22 protein-coding genes are annotated in these 22,731 nt (G+C 65.8%); 8 read left to right on the forward strand and 14 right to left on the reverse strand.

Annotated features, from left to right (window positions below; genetic code table 11):
- Positions 1-170: 170 nt before the first annotated feature.
- The 3 genes from FHJ30_RS05160 to FHJ30_RS05170 are packed head-to-tail and all read left to right on the forward strand — an operon-like array spanning position 171 to position 2,751.
- Positions 171-1,106: a serine hydrolase gene (locus FHJ30_RS05160; RefSeq protein ID WP_139028232.1), complete on the forward strand. Its 936-nt coding sequence runs from the start codon at positions 171-173 to the stop codon at positions 1,104-1,106.
- Positions 1,107-1,151: 45 nt separating this feature from the next.
- Positions 1,152-2,513 (forward strand): MFS transporter, encoded by a 1,362-nt coding sequence (locus FHJ30_RS05165; protein ID WP_139028233.1) that lies wholly within the window; start codon positions 1,152-1,154, stop codon positions 2,511-2,513.
- 31 nt (positions 2,514-2,544) lie between these two features.
- On the forward strand, positions 2,545-2,751 hold the full coding sequence (locus FHJ30_RS05170) for a hypothetical protein (RefSeq protein ID WP_139028234.1): 207 nt from the start codon (positions 2,545-2,547) through the stop codon (positions 2,749-2,751).
- Positions 2,752-2,988: 237 nt separating this feature from the next.
- Here the strand turns inward: FHJ30_RS05170 and FHJ30_RS05180 are convergent, their stop codons facing one another.
- Genes FHJ30_RS05180 through FHJ30_RS05205 form a run of 6 tightly spaced genes read right to left on the reverse strand, consistent with a single transcriptional unit; the run spans position 2,989 to position 8,345 of the window.
- Entirely contained in the window at positions 2,989-3,744 is a 756-nt protein-coding gene (locus FHJ30_RS05180; RefSeq protein WP_139028235.1) for an SDR family NAD(P)-dependent oxidoreductase, read from the reverse strand.
- Positions 3,745-3,771: 27 nt separating this feature from the next.
- The gene (locus FHJ30_RS05185) at positions 3,772-4,617 is read right to left on the reverse strand and encodes a fumarylacetoacetate hydrolase family protein (RefSeq protein ID WP_139028236.1); all 846 of its coding nucleotides are present in this window, start codon (positions 4,615-4,617) and stop codon (positions 3,772-3,774) included.
- A 42-nt stretch (positions 4,618-4,659) separates the two neighbouring features.
- Positions 4,660-5,631: an aldo/keto reductase gene (locus tag FHJ30_RS05190; protein WP_139028237.1), complete on the reverse strand. Its 972-nt coding sequence runs from the start codon at positions 5,629-5,631 to the stop codon at positions 4,660-4,662.
- Between the two features lie 2 nt (positions 5,632-5,633).
- The gene (locus FHJ30_RS05195) at positions 5,634-6,521 is read right to left on the reverse strand and encodes an amidohydrolase (RefSeq protein ID WP_139028238.1); all 888 of its coding nucleotides are present in this window, start codon (positions 6,519-6,521) and stop codon (positions 5,634-5,636) included.
- A 13-nt stretch (positions 6,522-6,534) separates the two neighbouring features.
- Positions 6,535-6,963, reverse strand: coding sequence for an RbsD/FucU domain-containing protein (locus tag FHJ30_RS05200; protein ID WP_139028239.1), 429 nt, complete (start codon positions 6,961-6,963; stop codon positions 6,535-6,537).
- Positions 6,960-8,345, reverse strand: a complete 1,386-nt coding sequence (locus FHJ30_RS05205; RefSeq protein WP_139028240.1) for an L-fuconate dehydratase — start codon at positions 8,343-8,345, stop codon at positions 6,960-6,962. The genes FHJ30_RS05200 and FHJ30_RS05205 overlap by 4 nt, the downstream gene beginning before the upstream one ends.
- A 183-nt stretch (positions 8,346-8,528) precedes the next feature.
- On the opposite strand from FHJ30_RS05205, the gene FHJ30_RS05210 reads away from it, so the two are divergent.
- From FHJ30_RS05210 to FHJ30_RS05230, 5 genes are all read left to right on the forward strand, one after another.
- On the forward strand, positions 8,529-9,308 hold the full coding sequence (locus tag FHJ30_RS05210; RefSeq protein ID WP_139028241.1) for a FadR/GntR family transcriptional regulator: 780 nt from the start codon (positions 8,529-8,531) through the stop codon (positions 9,306-9,308).
- Positions 9,309-9,528: 220 nt separating this feature from the next.
- Positions 9,529-10,782, forward strand: a complete 1,254-nt coding sequence (locus tag FHJ30_RS05215) for a sugar ABC transporter substrate-binding protein (RefSeq protein WP_240793594.1) — start codon at positions 9,529-9,531, stop codon at positions 10,780-10,782.
- 58 nt (positions 10,783-10,840) lie between these two features.
- Positions 10,841-11,761 carry a carbohydrate ABC transporter permease gene (locus tag FHJ30_RS05220; protein ID WP_240793595.1) on the forward strand — a complete coding sequence of 307 codons (921 nt, stop codon included), beginning with the start codon at positions 10,841-10,843 and terminating at the stop codon, positions 11,759-11,761.
- Positions 11,751-12,650, forward strand: a complete 900-nt coding sequence (locus FHJ30_RS05225; protein ID WP_139028242.1) for a carbohydrate ABC transporter permease — start codon at positions 11,751-11,753, stop codon at positions 12,648-12,650. The genes FHJ30_RS05220 and FHJ30_RS05225 overlap by 11 nt, the downstream gene beginning before the upstream one ends.
- Positions 12,651-12,715: 65 nt before the next feature.
- Entirely contained in the window at positions 12,716-14,065 is a 1,350-nt protein-coding gene (locus tag FHJ30_RS05230) for an alpha-L-fucosidase (protein WP_139028243.1), read from the forward strand.
- A 70-nt stretch (positions 14,066-14,135) separates the two neighbouring features.
- Here FHJ30_RS05230 and FHJ30_RS05235 read toward each other — a convergent pair whose 3' ends face one another.
- The 8 genes from FHJ30_RS05235 to FHJ30_RS05270 form a co-directional block, all read right to left on the reverse strand.
- Positions 14,136-14,888 (reverse strand): metalloregulator ArsR/SmtB family transcription factor, encoded by a 753-nt coding sequence (locus FHJ30_RS05235; protein ID WP_139028244.1) that lies wholly within the window; start codon positions 14,886-14,888, stop codon positions 14,136-14,138.
- A 41-nt stretch (positions 14,889-14,929) separates the two neighbouring features.
- The gene (locus FHJ30_RS05240) at positions 14,930-16,165 is read right to left on the reverse strand and encodes a mechanosensitive ion channel family protein (protein WP_240793596.1); all 1,236 of its coding nucleotides are present in this window, start codon (positions 16,163-16,165) and stop codon (positions 14,930-14,932) included.
- A 133-nt stretch (positions 16,166-16,298) separates the two neighbouring features.
- On the reverse strand, positions 16,299-17,375 hold the full coding sequence (locus tag FHJ30_RS05245; RefSeq protein WP_139028245.1) for a glycerophosphodiester phosphodiesterase family protein: 1,077 nt from the start codon (positions 17,373-17,375) through the stop codon (positions 16,299-16,301).
- Positions 17,376-17,497: 122 nt separating this feature from the next.
- Positions 17,498-18,763, reverse strand: a complete 1,266-nt coding sequence (locus FHJ30_RS05250) for an MFS transporter (RefSeq protein ID WP_139028246.1) — start codon at positions 18,761-18,763, stop codon at positions 17,498-17,500.
- Between the two features lie 172 nt (positions 18,764-18,935).
- Positions 18,936-19,124 carry a hypothetical protein gene (locus tag FHJ30_RS05255; RefSeq protein ID WP_139028247.1) on the reverse strand — a complete coding sequence of 63 codons (189 nt, stop codon included), beginning with the start codon at positions 19,122-19,124 and terminating at the stop codon, positions 18,936-18,938.
- Positions 19,125-19,215: 91 nt separating this feature from the next.
- Positions 19,216-20,481 carry an AGE family epimerase/isomerase gene (locus FHJ30_RS05260; protein ID WP_139028248.1) on the reverse strand — a complete coding sequence of 422 codons (1,266 nt, stop codon included), beginning with the start codon at positions 20,479-20,481 and terminating at the stop codon, positions 19,216-19,218.
- A 44-nt stretch (positions 20,482-20,525) separates the two neighbouring features.
- Positions 20,526-21,269: a sulfite exporter TauE/SafE family protein gene (locus FHJ30_RS05265; protein ID WP_139028249.1), complete on the reverse strand. Its 744-nt coding sequence runs from the start codon at positions 21,267-21,269 to the stop codon at positions 20,526-20,528.
- A complete protein-coding gene (locus tag FHJ30_RS05270) occupies positions 21,270-22,709 on the reverse strand; it encodes an NAD-dependent succinate-semialdehyde dehydrogenase (RefSeq protein ID WP_139028250.1) in 1,440 nt (479 codons plus the stop codon).
- Positions 22,710-22,731 lie beyond the last annotated feature (22 nt).

Below are 22,731 nucleotides of genomic sequence, written 5' to 3' on the forward strand. Positions count from 1 at the left end.
CAAACACCGCACCTGCGCGGTGCAAGTCCACACAGGACTGTCCGGCCGGGACATGGCGCGCCTGCGTGCTTTCAGGGGGCTCCCAACCTTCAATGGTCTAATCAACATCGCATCGCGTGCACTGGGGCCGCATGATGCAGGCCCGGTTGTTGAAGCAGACAGGAGCCCCTATGCCGGTGGACAAGAAGAAGCCTTCCTCCGGGCCGGGCCCCCGTAGGGACCCCCGTCCGGCCCGTCGCGCGGGACGGCGCAGGCTTGCGGTGCTGTTTTGTGCCGTGGCACTGGTGATAGCTGCCACCTTCGTCCTGGCCGTCCAGCGCTCGGTTCCGCCTGAAGGGACTGCGGCCGAACCGATCCCCGTCGCCGCGCCCGCGGACCCTGTTGCCACGGCCCCGGATTCCCTGCAGGACCGCATCGATTCCCTGCTCGCGGACAAGGCCGGCTACCGGATCGGGCTGGCGTTGGCGGACGTGTCCGGTGATGCGGCGCTGACGTTTGGAGACCAGGCAGCCTTCAACGCGGCCAGCACTGCGAAGATCCTCACGGCAGCGGCCTACTACAGCCTGGTGGAAAAGGGGGAGGCGCGCCTCGACGACCCCCTGGGCGACTATGACGCGGCGTTCCAGCTTCAAGCGATGGTGAACCAGAGCAACAACGATTCCTGGCTTCTCCTGATGGATGCCGTGGGCTATCCCCAGCTGATCGCCTACGCCTCCTCCATCGGGGTCACTTATGATCCCGAGGAAAACCTCCTGACTCCTGCCGACATGGCCCGTGTCCTCAAACAGCTCTACGCCGGGGACCTGCTGAATGCGGAGAACACCGCGGAACTGCTCAGCTTCATGCAGGACACGAACAACGAGGACCTGATCCCTGCGGGCTCCCAGGCCGGGATCGAGGTGTTCCACAAGTACGGGGAGCTCGACGGGCACCTTCACGACGCCGCCATCCTGGATTACCGAGGCTCATCCTTTGCCCTGGTGATCTACACCGAGAACGCGGAGGGGATGGAAGCCTCAGGGCAGGCCGACACCATCCGCGAACTTACCGGACTGGTTGAGGAAGCGCTGTTCCCGCCGGTGCAGCCCGGGAACCGGGCCGGATAGTTCATCAACTCGCGCAGCCTGCGCCGCGTGCGCGAGACTGTTTCCGTGAGCAACAAACCCCGGACTGCCCTGGCCGTCGCCGGCCTCAGCCTGGGCACGGCGCTGAACCCCCTGAACTCCTCGATGATCGCCGTTGCCCTGGTGGTGCTCCGCGCGGACTTCGGGCTGGACGTCGCCGCCGTCACCTGGGTGGTCACCTCCTTTTACCTCGCGTCTGCCGCAGGCCAGCCCGTGATGGGCAGGCTGGCCGACAGGTTCGGGCCGCGGCGCATGTTCATGCTTGGCATGGCTTTGGTCGCGGTGACATGTGCGCTGGCTCCGTTTGCCCCGAACTTCGCCCTGCTCTGCCTGGCCCGTGCGGTGATGGCGCTCGGAACGGCCACCGCCTATCCCAGCGCAGTGGTGATGGTGGGGGCCATCGCGCACCGGGCAAATGTGGAGCCGGCGCGTCCGCTGGGCAGGCTCCAGATGGCGAACACCTCCGCCGCTGCGGTAGGCCCGGTGATCGGAGGCCTGCTGGTCAGCCTCGTGGGCTGGGAGGCCCTGTTCCTGGTCAACGTCCCGCTGGCGCTGGCCGCGCTGCTGGTCGTCCGGCAGGCGGCACCCAGGGACGAGGCCCGGGAGCGCGGCAGCCTCGCCCAGTTGCTGCGTGACTCGGACATTCCCGGGATTCTCGGGTTCGTGGCCGCCCTGCTGCTGGTGATGATGGCCGCACTGAACGTCCTTCCCGCCTACCGCTGGTGGATGCTGGCCGCCGGAACGGTGCTCGCCGGTCTTTTCGCCTGGCGCGAGCTGCGCTTCAACCGCCCTTTCCTGGACCTGAGGCTGCTGGGGCGCAACAAGCCCCTGATGCTCATCTACCTGGCTTTTGCGGTGTTCAGCAGCGTCTATTACTTTGTCTTTTTCGGCCTTCCCCAGCTCCTGCAGGAAGCCGGCGGCTACGATCCCGGCGTCGTGGGGCTCCTGATGCTGCCGCTCGCGGGCATGTCCGTCCTGGCTACGCCTTGGGCCGTCAGGGCGATGGGAAAGTTCGGTGTGCGGCGGGTGCTGATTGCCGGCGTCGTCCTCCTTACCGTGGCGGCCGCCCTGATGTGGCTGCTGACCGGCACGCTGGTGATCCCGCTGGTGGTGGTGCTGACCGCACTGATGGGCATCCCCTACGGAACGGTGGGCATCGCCACCAACCAGGGCATGTTCGTTTCCATCCGGCCGCAGGAGCGCGGCGTTGCGGCTGGCATCTACCAGACCTGCCGGTACGTCGGCGCCATCACCGCCACCGTGATGATCGGCGTTTTCGCGGGCGGCGGCGTGGACCAGGGAAGCTGGGCCCGGATGGTCCTCGCGATGCTGGTCCTGTGCGCGGTGACGTTCGGCGTGAGCCTGCTGTGGCGGCAGCGGGCGGACTGAGAGTCCGGACCGCCGGGCTTATCGTGGAGATATGGCTTCTCCAAAGGCACAGCTGTACTTGGACATCACGGCGAAAGGCCTGTGCATCCTGGGTGCCGCGCTGATGATCTTCACCCGCGGCGCATGGTTCTACGTGGGCGTGGCCACCGTGGTCCTGGGCGTGCTGTTCATCGGTGCCTCCCTGGTGGCCACCCGCAACCTGCGCGGCCGCAGATGGGACGGCACGCGCCGGATGTGACCAGGCGCAAGCGCCTTCCCTCCCTGCCAGTCCCGCCGGATCCGCAATGCGTTGTCCGGCTGGAGCCAGCCTTCCGTCTTCAGCGGGAAGGCGCTGGCGCTGAAGAGTACGACGCCGGCGGGCGGCTTTACGAGTTCGGTCCCCATGGCAACGGTCACCAGGAAGTGGGGACTGCGCTCGCAGAGCAGGAGGTTCCCTTCCTCCACGCGGCATGTGCCGCCGTCGCTGGCAACAAGCCTAGGAAGTGGCGGGGCGTGGCCGGAGGCGAAGTGCTTGCATGCCGCCGTCCACAGCGAGATCGACGCCGGTAGTGGAACCCGCCAAGGGACTGGCGAGGTAGACGATCGCGGCAGCGATTTCCTCCGGCGTGACCAGCCGCCCGTGGGGTTGGCGCGCCTCCAGCGCCGCACGTTCCGCTGCAGGGTCCGGCGCCGTGGACAGGAGCCGGCCGATCCAGGGGGTGTCCGCGGTTCCAGGGTTAACGCAGTTGACCCTGATGCCTTCGGGCAGATGGTCCGCGGCCATGCTCAATGTCAGCGACAGCACCGCGCCTTTGGTGGCACTGTAGAGGGCACGCTGGGGGAGTCCAGCCGTCGCGGCCACCGAACAGGTATTGACGATGGCAGCATGGCTGGACTCCCGCAGGTAGGGGAGGGCAGCCCGTGAAACACGGACCATCCCCACGACGTTGATGTCGAAGACCCGGTGCCATTCGTCGTCGTCGTTCGATTCAATGGTGCCCTGCGCGCCCACACCGGCGTTGTTGGCCACGACGTCGATGCCGCCCATCTTTTCCGCTGCCTCCCTGACGGCGCGGCGGACGGACCCGTCGTCGGAGACATCGCAGTGAATGGCGATGCCGGGGCCAGCCTGCTCCGGTTGCAGGTCCAGTACTGTTACAGCGGCACCGCGCTCCTTGAGCAGAGCGGCGGTGGCGGCGCCAATACCGGACGCCCCTCCGGTGACGATTGCCCTAAGTCCCTCAAACTCCATTGCTTGTTCCTTTCGTGTCCCTGGCGGCTAGCCCTGGAAGAATTCCTGCCGCTGGCGGCCCAGCCCGGCGACTTCGATCTCGACGACGTCTCCCGCTTTGAGGTAGGGGAACCGGCCGGACAGCGCAACGCCCTCCGGGGTGCCCGTGCAGATGAGGTCGCCGGGCTCGAGGACCAGGAATTGGCTGAGGTCGTAGATGATTTGTTCCACTCCGAAAATGAGGTCCCGCGTGGAGGAGTCCTGGCGGCTTTCGCCGTTAACCCAACTGCGCAGCGCAAGGTCGTCGGGATCCACTTCGTCGGGCGTCACCAGGTAGGGGCCGGTGGGGCAAAAGCCGGCGCAGCTCTTGCCCTTGGACCACTGGCCGCCCGACACCTCGAGCTGGAAGGTTCGCTCGGACAGGTCATTGACGGTGACGTAGCCGGCAATATGCTCCCGTGCCTGCCGTGGAGACTCCAGGTAGGACGCGCGGCGGCCGACGACCACGCCCAGCTCGACTTCCCAGTCGGTCTTGGTGGACCCGCGGGGAATGGCCACTGCATCGTAAGGCCCTGCCACGGTGTTCGGAGCCTTGTGGAAAATGATGGGCACCGTCGGGGGTGCGGACCCTGATTCGGCGGCATGCGCTGCGTAGTTCATGCCCACGCAGATGACCGAGGAGGGGCGTGCGATGGGTGCCCCGATCCGGACGCCGTCAACGTTGAGCTCAGCCAGCTCCCCGGCGGCGAGGGCAGCGGCGGTCCGCCCCGGTCCGTCCGTTTCCCAGAAGTCGGCGTCAATATCCTTCGCCACCGGTTCCAGCGAATAGTACTTTTTTTCGTGCAGCAGGGCGGGGACTTCCTTGCCGGGAGCACCCATGCGCGCTAATTGCATTGTTCTTCTTTCCTCGTTGCAGGGACGGCGTACTGCCGGTGGTCAGGTGACCAGGCCGCGGGCATGGAGTTCATCCCAGAGGGACTCGGGGACAGACTGGGCAGCCAGGTCGAGGTTCTGCTTCACCTGGTCCGGCGTCCGCATGCCCAGGACCACGCCTGCCACGGCGGGATGGCGGTAGGGGAACTGGAGGGCGGCGGCCGGGAGGCTGGTTCCGTGTGATTCGCAGATGTCAGCCAGCAGGTTAGCCCTTTCCAGGAGTTCCGGCGGGGCCGGGGCGTAGTTGTAGGTGGCATCGGGCGCGGGCCGCTCCTTGGAGAGCAGGCCTGAGTTGAAGACGCCAACATCCACCACGCCCACCTGGCGTTCAAGGCAGGCCGGTAGCAGGTCTGCTGCCGCGCCCTGTTCGAGCAGCGTGTACCGGCCGGCGAGCATCACCACGTCAATGTCGGTCTCGGTGACGAACCGGTGGAGCATGCCGGCCTGGTTCATGCCCGCACCCCAGGCGCGGATGACGCCCTCGTCCCGGAGGGCGGACAGCGCCGGTGCCGCACCTTCCACCGCCTCGGTCCAGTAGTCGTCAGGGTCGTGGATGTAGACGATGTCAATGCGGTCTGTCCCAAGCCGCTGCAGGCTTTCCTCGATGGAACGCAGCACCCCGTCCCGGGAGTAGTCCCGGACCCGGCAAAGGTTATCGGGGACATCAAAGCCCTCGGTGTCTTTGCCTTGCGGTGACGGATTCGGCCGCAGCAGGCGTCCGATCTTGGTGCTGAGCACGTAGCTGCCGCGGTCCTGGCCGGCCAGCGCCGCCCCTAAGCGGCGTTCCGAGAGGCCGAGCCCGTAGTGCGGTGCGGTGTCGAAGTAGCGGATGCCGCCTTCCCAGGCAGCGGCGACGGCGTCGACCGCCTCCTGTTCCGGCACCTGACGGTACAGGTTGCCGATGGGTGCTGCGCCGAAGCCGAGCACCGGCAGGGAAATTCCGGTGCCGGGGATGGTGCGCGTTTCTGCCTGCATTCTCATTCCTTCTCCTGTTTCCTGGCTTCTGTAGTTGCCCCGCCCGTGCTCTCTGCCAGCCGGTACACTCCGGCCGCGGTCCCGGACGAGACGCTCGCGCGTTCGCTTGCGGTCGCACCTGCCAACGCTGTTTCCGCCGTCGTGATCCACTCCTTGTAGGTGGCAGGTCCAGTCAGTGAGACGGGCCAGTCGCTGCCAAGCATGCAGCGGTCTGCACCGAAAAGGTGCAGCGTTTCCTTGATGTACGGCAGGGCTTGTGGCCCGGGCGGTCGGTTCCGGTCGGATTCGGCGCCGGCTCCGGAGATCTTGACGACGACGTTGGACCGGCGGGCAAGTTCGCGCATCCCGGTGCTCCACTCCGTGAGGGCACCGCTGGCGATAGGTGGCTTTCCCATGTGGTCCAGCACGATCTGGAGCCCCGGCGCGGCGTCGGCGAAGGCGGCTAAAGTGGCGAGCTGCCCGGAGCGGATGCAGGCGTCAAAAACAAGGCCCGCGTCCGCCACGCACCGCGCGCCGGCAAGCATGTCCGGATGCAGCACGAAGGATTCGTCCCGGCCCTGCAGGAGCTGCCGAACTCCTCGGACCAAAGGGCGCTGCAGCAGGTGGCCAAGGTCCTCCGCCACGCGGTCCCCGCTGCTGACCGGGGCAAAGGCCACGATTGCGCCCAGGGAAGGCCAGGTGCTGCCCAGGCTGGCTACCCAGTCCACTTCCTTCAGCCCCTGGTTGTCCCGGCAGTCCGCCTGCACAAATACGGTTGCCAGTGTGTCAGCTGGCGTGTGCGGAAGATCCTGCGGGAGGAAGGGCCGGTTCAAATCGGGATTGTTGGCCAGCCAGCCGTAGTCAAGGACTCCCGGGTCCCAGACATGGACGTGCGAATCGATGATCTTCATGCGGGTGCCTCCACTACGCCGTACCCTCGGGCCGGACACCGATTGTCAGCAGCAGGTTGGCGTAGTGCCGGGTATCGCCGCTGGCGATGACCACCGCTACGTTCGGTGAACGCGCCGCATCATAGAAGTCGAAACGCTGGTACGAGGTGAAGGGAACAGCGCTGCCCAGGGCCTGCCCGTATCCCTTGACCGCCTCCGTCCAGCTCCCGTCGGGTGGCGTCATCACGGCTGCTGCCTCCATGGGGACTGCGTCGATCAGGACCTCTAGGATCTGGTCGATGGTCAGCAGGCCCGGCCGCAGGTTCAGGGCAATTCGCCGGGCTGATGCCGGCGCCCCTGTGTTGTGGGGGTAGTTGGCATCTGCAACAAGGATCTGCGAACCGTGACCGGACTCGGCAAGGGCAGCCAGCAGGCCCGGATGGGTCAGTGTGTAGTTGATCATGCCCCAGCCCTAGCCCGGCCGGCCGCGAATGCAACACCGCGCTCTGCGCTGCCTGCCCGCCATGCCTGTTCCGCACGTCCTGCGTCCGTTCCGGTCCAGTAGTTGCCCCAGGGAAAGGCATAGTCCTGCAGCGTCTGTACTTTGAGCTCGGCCGAATAGCCGGGATTCGCCGGCATGATGTAGGCGCCGTCCCGGATGATGCACGGATCAACAAAATGTTCATGGAGGTGGTCCACGAATTCCGTGACGCGTCCTGTAAGGTCGCCGGAGATGGCGATAAAGTCAAAGATCGAGAGGTGCTGGACCAGTTCGCACAGGCCCACGCCGCCGGCGTGCGGGCAAACCGGGATGCCGAACTTGGCGGCCATCAGCTGGACGGCAAGCACTTCGTTCACGCTGGCGAGCCGGCAGGCGTCCAGCTGGCAGTAGTCCACCGCCCCCGCCTGGAAGAGTTGCTTGAAGAGCACGCGGTTCATGCCATGCTCCCCGGTGGCCACTCCGATCGGCTGGACGGCCCTGCGGATTTCTGCGTGGCCCAGGACATCGTCGGGGCTGGTAGGTTCCTCTATCCAGAGCGGATTGAATTCCGCCAGCTGTTTGACCCAGTCGATGGCCTGGGGAACGTCCCACACCTGGTTCGCGTCGATCATGAGGTTGCCCTGTGGCCCGATCACCTCGCGTGCGATTCTGAGGCGTCGGATGTCGTCCTCCAGTGATGCGCCGACTTTCAGCTTGATGTGCCGGTAGCCCTGGTCCACGGCCTCCTGGCAAAGCCGCCGGAGCTTCTCGTCGGAGTAGCCTAGCCAGCCGGCGGATGTTGTGTAGCACGGGTAGCCGCTTTCGGTCAGCTGCTGCATGCGTCCGCGGCGGCTGGGAGCCAGCCGGGCCAGGATTTCCAGGGCCTCCTCCCGGGAAAGTGCATCCGAAAGGTAAGTGAGGTCCGCCGCATCGACGATATCCTCGGCCGGCATGTCCACCAGGAGGCGCCACAGCGGTTTTCCTGCCCGCCGCGCGGCCAGGTCCCATACCGCGTTCATGACGGCTCCCAGGGCTAGGTGTTCCACGCCTTTGTCCGGCCCGAGCCAGCGGAGCTGTGAATCCTGTTTCAGGCCGCGGTAGGTCTCTCCGAGGCCTCCGCAGACTGCATCAATATCCCGTCCCAGGAGCGGGCGGGCCCGCAGTTCCATGGCCGCAGCGCAGACTTCGTTGCCTCGTCCAATGGTGAAGGTGAATCCGCAGCCGTAAACGGCAGGATCATCTGTGGTGAGGACTATGTAAGCGGCGGAGTAGTCAGCGTCGTGGTTCATGGCGTCCGAGCCGTCCGCAGTCAGTGAAGTGGGAAAACGCACGTCGAACACGTCATATCCGGTGATGTGTGGCAAGGTGAGCCCTCCAGGTTCAGGCTATGAAGATGATGGTGCAGCAACGTTGGCAGCATCATCTGATGTATTTGGAAGTATTTGATGAGAATATAGGACTTTGATGCTTTTTCCAAGCAATACATCTGATGAAAAAGGAAGTGGGGCCAAGTCCCCGCTGAAAGTGCACCCAGAAAGGCGGCTGCCATGGCTAGTGGCACACCCAACGGCTCAATGTCCCAGACGGACGTAGTAATTTCCGGCGTCAAGCGGATGCTGTCCTCCCGCCGGCTCAGGCCTGGCGACAGGCTGCCCATCGAAAAGGATCTGGCTGCGGAACTGCAGGTCTCCCGCGGCTCACTTCGGGAAGGTGTCCGGGCACTGTCCACCATGGGCATTCTGGAAACCCGGCAGGGGGCGGGCACTTTCGTGACCCGGCTTGAGCCCGCCGCGCTACTTTCGGCGATGGAGTTCTGGGTGGGGCTGCAGGATGGCGAGCGGGCCAACCAGGTGCACACTGTCCGGCGGGCCCTGGAGACCGAGGCTGCGGCGGCGGCAGCCATCCGGATCGGCGAGGAGCAACTGGACGCGGCTGACCGCATCCTCGAGCGGGCTTATGCCGCAATCCATGCCGCCACAATCGACCATGCCGCTGCCATGCAGTGCGACGTCGAGTTCCACCGGCTGATTGCCGAGGCTTCAGCCAACCACGTGCTGTCCGCGCTGATCGAGACCGTGTCCACCAACACCATCCGTGGGCGCATGTGGCGATCCATCCATGACAATGAAGGATTGCTCGCCACGCACCGTGAGCACCTTGGCATCCTGGAGGCCCTGCGGCGGCATGATGTGGACCGGGCCAGGACGCGGATGGCAAACCACCTGTACGCCGTGGAGGACTACGTGACTGCCATTCCGGAGTCCGGGCTTGAAGAACGCGCGGAGGAGGCGCTGGAGGTCAAGTCCGACGGCAAGGTTATTCGATAACCAGCTATTCGTCTGATCTTGTTTTACGAAATGGGTTGAAGGCGCGGGCATTTGCAGCGGGAATCCGCCAAGGAGCACAGAAAGATCAGATGATTCCTTGACTTCCGCTGCAGGTGCAGGTCATTCTGTTGGTTATACAAAGGTTGCGGGAATCACATCAGCCAGGCTACGAAGACGTTGCCGGGCAGCCTTTGTCCCCAGCTACGAAAGGACATACACCGTGTTTAACAAACGCGTTACCGGCCGTCTTCTCGGTGCGGCAGCGGTGGCCGCGATTGCAGCCTCTGCGCTCACCGCCTGTGGTTCTTCAAGCGCCGGATCGTCGGGTGAGAGCAAGGAAGCCTCCTCGATGTACACCTGGATCACCAACGAAAACGACCGCGCGCAGTGGCAGGCGTTCATTGACGCTGCCAAGGAGAAGGATCCTGATTTCAACCTGACCCTTGAGGGCCCGAGCTTCAATGACTATTGGACCAAGGTCAAGACCCGGCTGTCGAGTTCCGGCGCCCCGTGCATCATCACCACGCAGGCAGCCCGGGCCCAGGAGCTCAAGGACCTGACCGTGCCTTTGGACGACCTGGCCAAGAGCAACAACATTGACGTGTCCATGTACAACAAGGCGATGATCGACGGCCTGACGGTAGACGGCACCCTCCGGGGCATCCCCTACGACGCGGAGCCCGTGGTCCTTTATTACAACAAGGACCTCCTGGCCGCGGCAGGGGTCAAGGAACCAACCCTCAGTTACACCACCAGCCAGTTCGTGGCAGACCTGAAGGCGCTGACCAAGGACGGAGTGATGGGCCTTGCCGTTCCGCCCGGTTTCGGCTCCGGACCGGGCCTGCCGATTGCGTTCGCAAACGGCAATGAGCCGGTCAAGGACGGACAGCTGGACCTGACCAATGAAGGCCTGGTTAAGGATCAGCAGTTCGCTTTCGACCTTGCCGCCAAGGAGAAGGTGGCCAACGCTCCGCAGGCATCTGACGGTACTGACGTCCCGGAGCAGCAGTTCATGAGCGGCAAGGCGGCCATGATCATTGATGGACCCTGGATGTACGACACGCTCACTACCAAGACCCAGGGCAAGGTGGGCATCGCCGTGGTTCCTTCCACGTCCGGCGAAAGCATCGGCATGATCCAAGGTTCCGCGTTTGCCATTGCCGCATCATGCAAAGACAAGGAAGCAGCGTTCCAGAACATCATGAAGATCACCACGCCTGAGGTGGTGGGCGCCGTAGGTGCAGCCCGCGGAACGGTGCCCTCTGTAGAATCGGCGGTCAAGGACTGGGCCGGCAACAAGCCGGAAGCTGATGTCGCGGTGGTGGAAGCGCTGCTGGAGAGCGGCCGCCCGCTGGTCACCACGCCCAGCTGGAACCAGGTGGAAACAACCTTCACGCAGTACTCCGGCGAGGGTTTCCGAGGCAGCAAGTCCGCAGAGGAACTTCTCTCCACAATCATGAACTCCGCTAAGTAAATTTCCCCGGGGGCGGGCTCCCGCCGGGAGTCCGCCCCCTTCACGGAAAAGGTCAATGATGACTGCTCTACCGACGCTAGCCGTCAAAAACGGAAGGAAACCCGCCGGCATTCCCGGGCATGGCAGGCTGGCCGCAGCCTACCTCGCTCCCGGAATGCTCGGGTTCCTGATCTTTATCGTGCTGCCGCTTGTGGCCTCCCTGGTGATCAGCCTGTTCGACTGGCCACTCTTCGGCACGCCTCAATTCGTGGGGCTGGACAACTACACCCGTATGCTCACGGGTGACCCGGTCTTTTGGACGGTCCTGGGCAACACTTTGTTCTTTGCTGTCAGCTACACCGTACTTAACCTCGTCCTGGCGCTGGCACTCTCCACCTGGCTGCACCAGCTCGGCAGCTGGGGACCCTTCTTCCGGGTACTGTTCTTCATCCCGGTAGTGACGCCCATGGTGGCAAACGCACTGGTGTGGCGCCTGATGCTGACCGATGACGGCGTGGTGAACAGCTTCCTCGCCAACTTCGGCATCGACGGTCCGTCCTGGCTCAGTGACAGCCAGCTGGCCATGGGATCGCTGATCGCCATGTCCGTCTGGCAGGGCATCGGCTACAACATCATCGTCCTGGGCGCGGGGCTGAACGGCATTTCGCCAAACCTGCTGGAGGCGGCCCGCATCGACGGGGCAGGTGCGTGGCAGCGGTTCTTCCGGGTCGTGCTGCCCATGCTCTCGCCATCGCTCTTTTTCTGCACGGTTATGACCATAATCGGGTCATTCAAGGTGTTTACCCAGCCCTACCTGCTAACGCTGGGCGGACCGGGCGAATCCACCAATACGATCGTGCTCTACCTGTACCGCAATGGTTTTTCCTTCGACAAGCTCGGATACGCCTCGGCGCTCGCCTGGGCGCTGTTCGTGATCGTCATGCTCATTACGGCCCTGCAGTTCTCGCAGCAGAAGAGGCTGGTCAACTATGACAACTGAAACGCTGGCCAAGCCGGCCACCGACAAGCCCGCCATCCATCGGCGACACAGCGCAGGCATGCGAAGGAAGAGGCACCCTGGCCACTACATCAGCCGTGTCGGCGTCATCCTCGTGGGGCTGGTCTTCTTCTTCCCGTTCCTCTGGATGCTTGCCACGTCCCTCAAGCCCACCTCGGAAATCTTTTCCACCGGGGCGAGCTTCATGGCTTCAAAGGTGGAATGGTCCAACTATGCCACCGCCTGGACGGCCATCCCCTTTGGCCGGGTCATCATCAACAGCTTCCTGGTGGCTGTTGCCGGCGCCGCCCTGACCACCGTGGTGTCACTGCTTTCCGCGTACGCCTTCGCCAGGATGCAGTTCAAGCACCGGGACAAGCTGTTCCTTGTTTTCCTCGGAACACTTGTGCTGCCCCAGGAGGTCCTGGTCATCCCGCTGTACATCATGATGAACAAGCTGGAACTGGTGAATTCACTGACTGCCCTAGTCGTCCCCTTTGCGTTTGGGGCCTTCGGGGCATTCCTGATCCGCCAGTTCCTGCTTTCCCTGCCGGTGGAATTTGAGGAAGCGGCCCGGATTGACGGGGCTGGCTCCATCCGGATCCTGTGGAGCGTCATCCTGCCACTCGTCCGCGCGCCACTTGCAGTGGTGGCAGTCTTCAGCTTCATCGATTACTGGAGCAGCTTCCTGTGGCCCTTGATCGTGATCAATGACGTTTCGCAGGCGACCATCCCGCTGGGCCTGTCCATGTTTTCAGGTGAGCGGGGGACTGACTGGGGGCCCCTCATGGCCGCAGCAACACTGGCAGTGCTTCCCAGCCTGCTCGTTGTCATCCTCCTGCAGCGCCAGCTTGTCAAAGGCGTGAGCATGGGCGGTTTCGGCGGACGCTGACCAGTCCGGCCCACCAACCCTCCTACGGTTTTCTAAGACTTTTCTATTCAAGAATGGAGTTCAGAATGACCAACGAAAAGGCCAGCCCTGAAGAATGGCAGCAGCTGTCCCGCCCCACACCGGAGTGGTTCCAGAACTCTCCGTTCGGCATCTTCATCCACTGGGGGGCCTATTCAGTCCCCGCCTGGGCCGAACCCATCGGAGCCCTCGGCACCATCGACGATGACCGGGAGTGGTTCACCCACAACCCGTACGCGGAGTGGTACTACAACACCATCCGCATCGACGGCAGCCCTGCCCAGCAGCACCACAAGGAGACCTACGGCGGCGGGGACTACGACGACTTCCTTGACCAGTGGAAAGCCGAACAGTTCGATCCCGCGGACTGGATGGAGCTGTTCAAGTTTGCGGGCGCTGACTACGTGGTCCCCACCACCAAGCACCACGACGGCATCACCCTCTGGGATGCTCCCGGAACGGGGGAGCGGAACACCGTCCGGCGCGGTCCGCGAAAGGACCTGATCGGCGAGATCGCCCGGGCCGTCGAGGACACGGGCCTGAAGCTGGGCCTCTACTACTCAGGCGGGCTGGACTGGCATGTTCGTCCCTTCCCACCGCATATCACCAGCGGAAGCGTCCATGACACCGCCCGGCCCAAGGACGCGGGCTACGCCGAGTACGCGTACAACCACGTGGTGGACCTGGTGGACAAATACCGGCCCCACGTCCTGTGGAACGACATCGAATGGCCCGACGCCGGCAAGCACTTTGGCGGGTATGGGCTCGGCAGGCTGTTCCAGCACTTCTACTCCGCCAACCCGGAGGGCGTCGTCAACGACCGTTGGGGCGCCACCCACAAGGACTACGCCACCAGCGAGTACGAGCACTTCTCCCAGTCCGAGTCGGAGTCGCAGTGGGAAAACTGCCGCGGCGTGGGATTCTCCTTCGGGTACAACCAGGTGGAAGGCCCGGAGCAGTCGCTCACCGGACAGCAGCTGGCCCGGCACCTCACGGACATCGTCTCCCGCGGCGGGCACTTCCTGCTGAACGTGGGGCCGAAGGCGGACGGAACCATCCCCGAAATCCAGCGCCAGGCGCTGACCGACCTGGGGCGCTGGATGGCAAACGCCAAACAGTACCTGGTGGGCGCACAGCCGCTGGACAACACTCCGGCAGCAAGCAAGGACGGTCCCTGGATTCGCTGGGTGGACCGGGGGACGGAAGTTGTCGCTTTTGTCGACTCCGAAGGCGAGGGGGCTGAGGCCATTCTCGAACTGGCGCCAGACCGGTTCGTACTGGCGGAGGCTTCACTGGAAGGACCCGGGGGATCTGCGGATTTCGCCGGCCAGGCGCTCAAGGTGACGCTCACCGCGGATAGGCTCGGACCGGTCATCGTCCGCGTTCCGCGGGCATAGCCCAGGACGGCAAAAGAACCTCCAGCGACGGCGGCGCACCCTGCAAAGGGGAGGGCCGCCGTCGTGCGTCCTAGCCGTACATCAGCGAGCCCGGCGTAGTGAGCTTCTCGCCGGTCTCCAGCCAGGTCTTCAGGCCTGAGAGGATCATGGGCCAACCGCCGTAGAGCTGCTCGTTGGCTCCTTCCCGGAGGTCGCTGTGGGTGACGGTCAGGCGGCAGGAATCACCCACGGGTTCGATCTCCCAGGTCACCTTCGAGGTTCCCTCGGCCTTGACGTCCTCACCCCACAGTGCGCGCATGGTCTGGACGAGCCGCCGCGGCGGGTCCACTTCCAGGTTCTCGCCCTCACCAAGCGGTCCGTCAGCCTTGGCATTGTTCATCACGAAGCGTCCGCCCGGCGTCCAGTCCGACTCGATGGTGTTCCCGAACTGGTACTTGCTGCGGATCTCACTGTCCGTAATGGCTTCCCAGAGCCGTTCCGGCGTGGTCTTGATGTAGATTTCGAAGATTTTCTCCATGGGACTTTCCAATCTGGATTTGAGGTCGCTGAGGCCAGCGGCCCATGGTTCTGCATATTTGCTCACCCAGCGGTCGTGGACGAGCCGGATGGGCACCGAGTTCAGGAAATGCAGCTTTTCACGCCCCCGGCGGCGGGCCACCACCAGTCCGGCTTCCTCCAGGATCCGGAGATGTTTCGCGATCCCGAACCGGCTCATCTCGAACCGGCTTTCGAGGGCGCCGAGGGTCTGTCCGTCCTCGCGGAACAGCTCGTCGAGCAGGTCCCTGCGGGTGGGGTCGGCGAGTGCCCTGAACACTGCGTCCATGGTAGAAATGATAGGTGACCATATGGTCACCTATCAAGGGTCTAGTTGCGGGAAGCCAGCGTATGGTCCCGGTCCTGGAACACCTCGTCGCCGGGCCCGCTGAACGCCCGGGAGCGCTGCACCGCCTCCATCGAGCCCGTAAACAGCTGCGACTCCTGGGGGTCGGCCGACGCCCGCGAGCCGTCGCGGCCGGCCGTACCCAGCCCCCGCAGCGGTTGATGGCGGCGGGAGGAGGTGCCGCCGTCGGACGCTGCCTCGGTCCAGCGCTGCTGGGGGAGAGCCTCGGGATGGCCCTGCTGCAGGAAGGTCACCATTGCCTCGCGGATGAGGCACCGCAGGTCGAACAAGGCCGCGCTGTCCGCGGCGCTCACCAGGATCCGGACCCGGACAAATCCGCCGGTGGCGTCGGTGATCTGCAGGATGCCCACGCGCTGGTCCCACAGCTCCGTCCCGGCCAGGACCGTGCGCAGCTCCGCGCGCATGTCCTCCACGGGCGCGCGCCAGTCGAGGTCGAACTCCACCGTGCCCATCACCTCGGACTGCCGGCGGGTCCAGTTCTCGAATGGCGTGGTGGTGAAGTACGTGGAGGGAAGGATGAGGCGGCGGTCGTCCCAGATGTGCACCACCACGTAGGTGAGCGTGATCTCCTCGATCCGGCCCCATTCCTTCTGAACCACCACCACGTCATCCACGCGGATGGCGTCCGTGAAGGCCAGCTGCATCCCGGCGAAGACGTTAACCAGGGAGGTCTGCGCGGCGAGTCCGGCCACGATCGAGATCACGCCGGCGGAGGCCAGCAGCCCGGCGCCGAGGGCCTGGATGGCCGGGAAGGTGAGCATCACCGAGCCGGCGGCGAGCACCACCACCAGCGCAACGCCGATCCGGCGGGCCAGGATCATCTGGGTGCGGAGCCGCCGGGCACGCCGGTTGTCCGCGACGTCCACGCTGTACCGGCCCAGCACCACAGCTTCGATGATCAGCAGCACCGCCACGGCCAGCCAGGCCAGGGAACCGATGAGGGCAATCAGCAGCAGATGGTCGACGCCGCCGTGCCAGCTTTCGCCGGCGGCCGTGAGTCCCAGCGCGGCCCGGACGCCGATCAGGCACAGTGCCAGGCGCAGCGGCTGGCGGGCAATCCGGGACGTGGCCTGCAGCTCGGGGCGCTTGCGGTTGAGGCGCAGGACGAGCTTGCGCAGCAGCCAGGACAGGACCAGGCCTGCGGCCACTGCCAGGGTGACGGCAATAAAGGGCATGGCGGGATTGAGTAGGTCTTGCATCCTTTAACCTCTACCAATGTTCGCGTCCGGGGCAGAAATCCGCCGCCAGCCCCGGGCGTGGTGCACAGCACGACGGCGGCTGCCGGACTCCTGCGCGGAAGTGCGGCAGCCGCCGTCGGCCATTATCCGGAAATTAGCCCTGCAGCGAGTAGGCCTTGGGCAGCTTCAGGCCGCGTTCCTCCATGACGGTGCGCAGGCGGGTGGGGTAGTCGGTGATGATGCCGTCCACGCCCAGGTCCATGAGGCGCTCCATGTCCGCGGTGGTGTTCACGGTCCACGGGATGACGGGCAGGCCCAGCTCGTGGGCTTCGGCGATCATCTGAGGGGTGACGGAGCGGAACGTGGGGGAGATGACGTCATACCCCTGGGCCGCTGCGGCCTTGGCGAGCGAGCCACCGTAGTTGTCGATGTCGACGCCGCCCAGGTTGGGGCTGGCACCGGGCTGGCCCACGCCCATCCAGGTGTCGCCGCTGGAGAGGGCCACCAGAGTCAGTTCGGGCGCGATGTCCTTGGTGAGGTTCAGGGAGGACCAGTCGAAAGACTGCAGAGTGGTGCGGTCTGCCATGCCGGAAGCCTGGATCTCGGCCACCACGGCTCGGGTGAGGGATTCCATCCCGGCGCCGCCGACCTGGCTTGCCTCCACCTTGGTCTCCACGTTGAAGCGGACCTTCTCGGCGCCTGCGTCGCGGACCAGCTGGTACACGTCCTTGAGCTCGGCGATCCGGTTGCCCTCGATCACGTCCTGCTCCGGGTAGCCGGCAAGCTGCGCGTAGCCGCAGTTGAGCGTCTTGACCTGGGCCAGCGACAGCTCGGCCACGCGGTCGCCCACGTAGGGGAATTCGGGGTCGCCGGCGGCGGCGGGTGCGGTGTCGATGCACTTGGCGGCCTGGATGGTGTCATCGTGCCAGACGATCACCTTTCCGTCCTGGGTCAGGTGGGTGTCCAGTTCCAGGGTGGTCACGCCGAGCGCCAGGGAGTTCGTGAACGCTGCGAGGGACTCCTCGGTCCATTCGCCGCGGCCGCCGCGGTGGGACTGCAGGTCGAAGGAGCCGTTGCGCTCGTTCACCTTCAGGGCTGAGGTGGCGGTTCCGGCAGCGTTCGACGACGGCATGCCGGCATCGGTGTCCGGGGCGGCGACGGCGGGACCCGCCGAGGCGCACGCGGCGGCGATGAGGGCGGCGGCTGCCGCGGACGTCAGGACTTTGCGCATGTGATGGTTCCTCCTGGATGACGGGGCCGGCGGTTCCGCCGGTGACCCGTCAACGCTAGGAGGGGCAGGTTGCGCGCTGGGTGCAGGGAGTTGGAGGGGAGGTTAACAGGGAAAGCTTGGCCCTAGGCAGGGTCCTCCACCTTTTCCGGCACGGGCAGCTCCGCCTGCCGCCCCACCGGCCGCGGTTCCAGCCACACCCGTTCCCGCGGTCCGGGCGGGTATGCGTGCTTCTTCCCGGCAAGCGTGATGATCCACGCTGCCACCACCGGCAGCGCCGCGGCCACGGGCACCAGCAGCGGGCCGCCCACCACCAGCGCCGCGGAACCGTAAAGGGCGCCCACGGTAATGCCCAGCTGGATGGTCAGCACCGTCAGTCCGTTCGCGGCTTCCTGGAACTCGCCTCCTGCCCGCAGGATGGCGGACTGGTTGTAGATGCCGATTGCGCCGAGCCCCGCACCCCAGACCGTCATCAGGACCAGGGCCACGGCGAAGTTGCCCGCGGCGAGGGGGAGGAAGAACATGGAAAGGGCGATCGCCGTCGTCGTCATCAGCAGTGAACGCCGGGGCTTGGAGTCCACGGTGAGGCCCGCGATCCAGATGCCCAGCAGCCCGGAGCCGCCCAGGACGGTGAGTGAGAGGCTGATGGCGTAGTCCGGGAAACCGGCCTCGCGGATGAACGGCGCGATATAGGTGAACAGCGCGAAGTGGGCCAGGACCAGCAGCGGCCAGGCGACGGCCACCGACTTCACCCCGGGCTGGGCGATGGCCTTGCGCAGTGAGGGGCGGACGGCGTCGGAAATGCGCTGCACCCGCGGCAGCAGGAAGAACGCCAGCACCGTCAGGACCAGCCCAAACCCCGCCAGCACCAGGAACGCCGAACGCCAGCCGAGGAACCCGCCCAACGCCGTGCCCACGGGTGCGCCGATGGCCAGGCCCAGGCTGTTGCCGCTGAAGACAATGGCCAGGGCTTTGCCCACCTTGTCCGCCGGAACCACCCTGGTGACGAACGGGGCCATGGTGGTCCAGAGCAGGCCGTGCGCCAGGCCGCCCACCAGCCGGGCGATCATGGCGGCGGTGAAGTCCGGCGCGAGTCCCACCATGGCGTTGCTGGCGGCGAACGTCAGGACGAGCCCCACCAGCAGCGCGTGCCGGGGAATCTTCCCCAGGAGCCGGGCGGCCGGGACCACCGTCACCACAATGACGGCGGCATAGGCCGCGGCCAGGTAGCCGGCCACCGGCTCGGACACGTTCAGGGCCGTGCTGATCTGAGGCAGCAGCCCGGACGGCAGGAGCTCGGTGGTGATGGCCGTGAAGGCGATGGTGGCCAGGACCACCATCGCGGCATACGGGAAGCGGGCAGGTTCCGGCGCGGGAATGGCGGAAGACATGGGGGAAGGATCCATTCAAGGGGGCGGGGTGGAACGCGGCTCGCTGGCCGGACAATTCCTCCCTTAAATTTACAGGATCGAAGGGTCTGTCATAGATGTGACACGTCGTCCCGCCCCTCCCTCCCGGCGACTCCCTCCCCGGCGACTCCCGCTGCCGGCAGTGCGGGGCCGGTTATCGCTTACCGAAGTCGGTGTCGGTGTAGGAGCCCGGCCGAACGGACGCGCCGCCCCGGCAGGTGCAGGTGCCCTGCACGTCGATCCGCACCGCCACAGGCGCGCCGGCGTCGAGGCGCAGGTTCAGGGGTTCGGCGTCGTTGGCGGCGATGCGCAGGACTGTTTCTTCGGAGGTGATGGCAGGCATGGCTGTCCTTTCGTGAGGGGTTTGGGCGGGAGTTCGGCCGACGGCGTGGGGCAGGCAGCGCGGGTGGGGAATTTGATGCGGTATCAGCGGGTCACAGGCTCGTGCCTTGCGTGGTGCCGAGAAGGCGTGCGTCGAGCAGGCCCGCAGCGACGGCTGGCGCCAGGCCGGGGGCCAGCGGAAGGCGCGGCACCACCAGGCAGTGCCATAGGTGGTAGATGTCCGCCTTGCCGGACCACACGGTGGAGGTGACATTGCCGTTTTCGTCGAGTTCCTGCTTCCAGGATCCGTGCTCGTAGTCGATGAACCAGTCACGGGCGTGGTCCCAGATCCGCTCATACCAGTCCGCGTACTTCTTTTCGCCGGTGGCAATGTAGAGGGCTGCTGCGCCCCCGATTGCCTCGGCGGGAACCCAGCGGATTCGGGTGGTCACAACCGGCTTCCCTTCCCAGTCCACCGTGTAGACAAATCCCGGATGGCCGTCCGGCTCCCACGCATCGCGGATGGCGGCGTCGAACAGTCCCCGCGCGTCTTCCAGCAGCCAGGCAGGAACGTCCAGTCCGCGGGCCTCCAGCCCTGCGCGGAGGTGGAGGAGCAGGCGGGCCCACTCAACCCAGTGGCCGGGGGTCCCGCCGTAGGCACGGAACTGGCTGGCCCGGTCATCGGTGTTGTACTCCGGCATGGGGTTCCACTCCGGGTCGAAGTGCTCGAACACCCGGTAGTTGTTGTTGCGGGCGAAGTTGTGGATGAGCACCTCGGCGATGTGGAGGGCGCGTTCCAGCCAGCGGTTCTCCCCGGTCACGTCGGCGACGATGAGGTACGCCTCGACCGAGTGCATGCTGGCGTTCCCGCCTCGGTATGCCTCGGTTTCCGTGAACTCCCGGTTCCATGAGTCGAAGCACATGTTGGCCTCGTGGTCCCAGAATTTTGTGTCGGCGATCCACAGCGCCTCGTCCAGCAGTTCGCGCGCTCCGGGGCGCCCCGCGGCCACGGCACTGGCGGCTGCGAGGAGCACGAACGAGTGCTGGTAGCCGGACTTGGTGTAGTTTACCGGGCCGTTTTCGTTGACTTCGGCGTACCAGCCGCCGAACTCCTTATCGTGGAGGACCCCGTTGAGTGCCCCGATGCCGTGGTCCACCAGGAGCGCGGCACCCGGCCGTCCCATCAAAGCCGCAACGGAAAAACTGTGGACCATCCGGGCGGTAATCCAGAGATGGGTGGGCTTGTCGGCGAACACCTTGCCGTAGTTGTCGAGCCAGCCGAATCCGGTAGGGACCTTGGCTGCCGCGGCGAAGTTGACCAGCCGGTCGGTTTCCGCCTCGAGCCAACGGGCATGTGCGGCACTGTTCAGCCACGTCATTTTGTTTCCTCTCTCTGTTACAAGCGCAAGCGAAGTTGTTGGGGTTACCCGGCGGCGTCGATGACGCCGCGGATGATGGTGGCGGCCGACCCCAGGTAGGCCAGGATGATCAGCAGTATCTGGGCGGCGCGGGCGGGAACGTACTTCGAGGCGACGTCGCCCAGCACCAGCCCGCCCAGGCAGGCCACGCCCACGGCCAGCCACATTCCCCACGGAAGCGCGGGAAATGTGGCGGGCGCGGTCAAGGCTTTGGAGATCAGCGAGAACGCCCCGATGGTGAAAAAGTAGGGCTGCATGGTGGCCGCGAAGGACTTGTGCTGCCACCGGGTGGCGATGGAGTACATGCTGACCGCCGGGCCACCCACTCCGGCCGCCGTGTTCATGAACCCGCTCAGGCCGCCGGCCGTGAAGAGATAGCGCCGGCGAGGTGGAAGGGTGGCGGACTTGAGGACCAGCAGGACCGTCAGCCCGACGGCGAGGATCACCCCGATGCCGATCTCCAGGACCGCCGCCGGGATGAGGCGGATCAGGAACGCCGCGGGGATGATGCCAAGCAGGGCCGACGCCGAGAGCAGCAGGTACCGCTTCCAGTCGATGTCCCGGACCACCCGGAAGATGATGGCCCCCGCCGTCACGGCGCCGCACACGTTCACCAGCACCACGCCTTCCACCGGGCCCAGGAGCAGGACCAGGAAGGGGGCGGCCACCAGGGCGAAGCCCATTCCGGTGATGCGCTGCATCCCGGCTCCCATCACCACGGCGCCCAGCACAAGCCCGGTGGTCAGCACCTAGGGCCTCCAGGCCACGTACTGGACCTCCTCGAACTCTTCGAGGCCCAGGCTTGATCCCTCCCGGCCCAGCCCTGACTGCTTGGCGCCGCCCATGGGCGCGAAGGCCACGGAGGGCAGTGGATCGTTGACGCCCACGATGCCGGCCTCGAGCTGCTCGGGAATGTCCCAGCCACGCTTCGGGCTGCTGCTCCACACGTAGGCGGCAAGGCCCATCTCCGTGGCGTTGGCTTTCCGGATGGCTTCCTCCTCCGAGGAGAAGGTCACGACGCCGGCCGCAGGGCCGAAGACCTCCTCCGTCACCAGGGGTGCGTCATCGGGGACGTCCGCCAGCAGGGTGGGTGCCAGGAAGGAGCCCTGGCCGGGGACGTCGGTGCGCTGGGTGACGCGGCGGGCGCCCCGGTCAAGCGCGTCGTCGATCAGGGCCTGGACCGCTGACACCCGTTCCGCGTCGATGACGGGACCGAGGTCCGGAACCGGTGCCCCGCCGTCGGGAACGCCGTGCCCGATGCTTAGCGCGTCGAAGCGCGCGCCCAGCCTCTGCGCGAACTCCTCCGCGATGCTGTCCTGGACCAGGAAGCGGTTGGCTGCCACGCAGGACTGTCCGGCGTTGCGGAGCCGGCCGAGGACGGCGCCCTCCACGGCGGCATCCAGGTCCGCGTCCTCGAAGACGATGAAGGGCGCGTTGCCGCCCAGCTCCAGCAGCGGCCGGACCACCCGTTCGGAAGCGGAGGCCATGATCTGCCGGCCAACGCCCGTGGAGCCGGTGAAGCTGACGGCCCTGACCGCCGGGTGGGACATCAGGGCTGCGGTGATTTCCCGGGAGGGACCATGGACCAGGTTCACCACGCCGGCGGGGAACCCGGCATCGTGCAGGACCTCGAACAGTCCGGTGGCAGCAAGCGGGGCCTTCTCGGACACCCGGCCCACCACGGTGCAGCCGGCGGCCAGCATCGCGGCGAGCTTCCGGGCCTGGATGGAAACCGGGAAGTTCCAGGGCGTGAGGCTGAGGGCCACGCCGATGGGCTTGCGCGTGCTGATGTGGCGGCGGCCGTGGAGTTCGGGCGGGCTGACGGTGCCCGTGGCGCGGCGCGCTTCCTCCGCGAACCAGCGGAAGTACTCGGCCGAGAAGTCCACTTCCCCCTGTGCTTCGGGGAGCCGTTTGCCTGCCTCGAGCGCCAGGGTGTGGGCGAGCTCCTCGCGGCGTTCTGCCAGGAGGTCGGCGGCGTTGCGGAGCAAATCGGCCCGGTTGCGGACCGTGCTGCGCGACCAGGAACCGAAGGCCTGTGCCGCGGCGTCGGCGGCCTTGGTGGCATCGTCGCCGGTGCCCCAGGCCACCTCGCCCACGGTGCTGCCGTTGCCGGGATCAGTCACGTCCTTGGCGGTTCCGGCGGCGTGCCAGGTGCCGTTGACAAGGTGGCGGGCTGATTTGAGGTTCATGAAGGGTGCCTTTCGTTGGGCT

The organism is Arthrobacter sp. BB-1, assembly GCF_006151685.1.
Lineage (GTDB): Bacteria > Actinomycetota > Actinomycetes > Actinomycetales > Micrococcaceae > Arthrobacter.

Excerpts from the sequence above, each read along its gene's own strand:
- FHJ30_RS05260 (WP_139028248.1), bottom strand. The coding sequence starts at position 20,481 with ATGACGTGGCTGAACAGTGCCGCACATGCCCGTTGGCTCGAGGCGGAA.
- FHJ30_RS05160 (WP_139028232.1), top strand. The coding sequence starts at position 171 with ATGCCGGTGGACAAGAAGAAGCCTTCCTCCGGGCCGGGCCCCCGTAGG.
- FHJ30_RS05185 (WP_139028236.1), bottom strand. The coding sequence starts at position 4,617 with ATGCAATTAGCGCGCATGGGTGCTCCCGGCAAGGAAGTCCCCGCCCTG.
- FHJ30_RS05170 (WP_139028234.1), top strand. The coding sequence starts at position 2,545 with ATGGCTTCTCCAAAGGCACAGCTGTACTTGGACATCACGGCGAAAGGC.
- FHJ30_RS05235 (WP_139028244.1), bottom strand. The coding sequence starts at position 14,888 with ATGGACGCAGTGTTCAGGGCACTCGCCGACCCCACCCGCAGGGACCTG.
- FHJ30_RS05270 (WP_139028250.1), bottom strand. The coding sequence starts at position 22,709 with ATGAACCTCAAATCAGCCCGCCACCTTGTCAACGGCACCTGGCACGCC.
- FHJ30_RS05240 (WP_240793596.1), bottom strand. The coding sequence starts at position 16,165 with ATGCAAGACCTACTCAATCCCGCCATGCCCTTTATTGCCGTCACCCTG.
- FHJ30_RS05190 (WP_139028237.1), bottom strand. The coding sequence starts at position 5,631 with ATGCAGGCAGAAACGCGCACCATCCCCGGCACCGGAATTTCCCTGCCG.
- FHJ30_RS05225 (WP_139028242.1), top strand. The coding sequence starts at position 11,751 with ATGACAACTGAAACGCTGGCCAAGCCGGCCACCGACAAGCCCGCCATC.
- FHJ30_RS05180 (WP_139028235.1), bottom strand. The coding sequence starts at position 3,744 with ATGGAGTTTGAGGGACTTAGGGCAATCGTCACCGGAGGGGCGTCCGGT.
- FHJ30_RS05250 (WP_139028246.1), bottom strand. The coding sequence starts at position 18,763 with ATGTCTTCCGCCATTCCCGCGCCGGAACCTGCCCGCTTCCCGTATGCC.
- FHJ30_RS05195 (WP_139028238.1), bottom strand. The coding sequence starts at position 6,521 with ATGAAGATCATCGATTCGCACGTCCATGTCTGGGACCCGGGAGTCCTT.
- FHJ30_RS05230 (WP_139028243.1), top strand. The coding sequence starts at position 12,716 with ATGACCAACGAAAAGGCCAGCCCTGAAGAATGGCAGCAGCTGTCCCGC.
- FHJ30_RS05245 (WP_139028245.1), bottom strand. The coding sequence starts at position 17,375 with ATGCGCAAAGTCCTGACGTCCGCGGCAGCCGCCGCCCTCATCGCCGCC.
- FHJ30_RS05220 (WP_240793595.1), top strand. The coding sequence starts at position 10,841 with ATGACTGCTCTACCGACGCTAGCCGTCAAAAACGGAAGGAAACCCGCC.
- FHJ30_RS05200 (WP_139028239.1), bottom strand. The coding sequence starts at position 6,963 with ATGATCAACTACACACTGACCCATCCGGGCCTGCTGGCTGCCCTTGCC.
- FHJ30_RS05210 (WP_139028241.1), top strand. The coding sequence starts at position 8,529 with ATGGCTAGTGGCACACCCAACGGCTCAATGTCCCAGACGGACGTAGTA.
- FHJ30_RS05255 (WP_139028247.1), bottom strand. The coding sequence starts at position 19,124 with ATGCCTGCCATCACCTCCGAAGAAACAGTCCTGCGCATCGCCGCCAAC.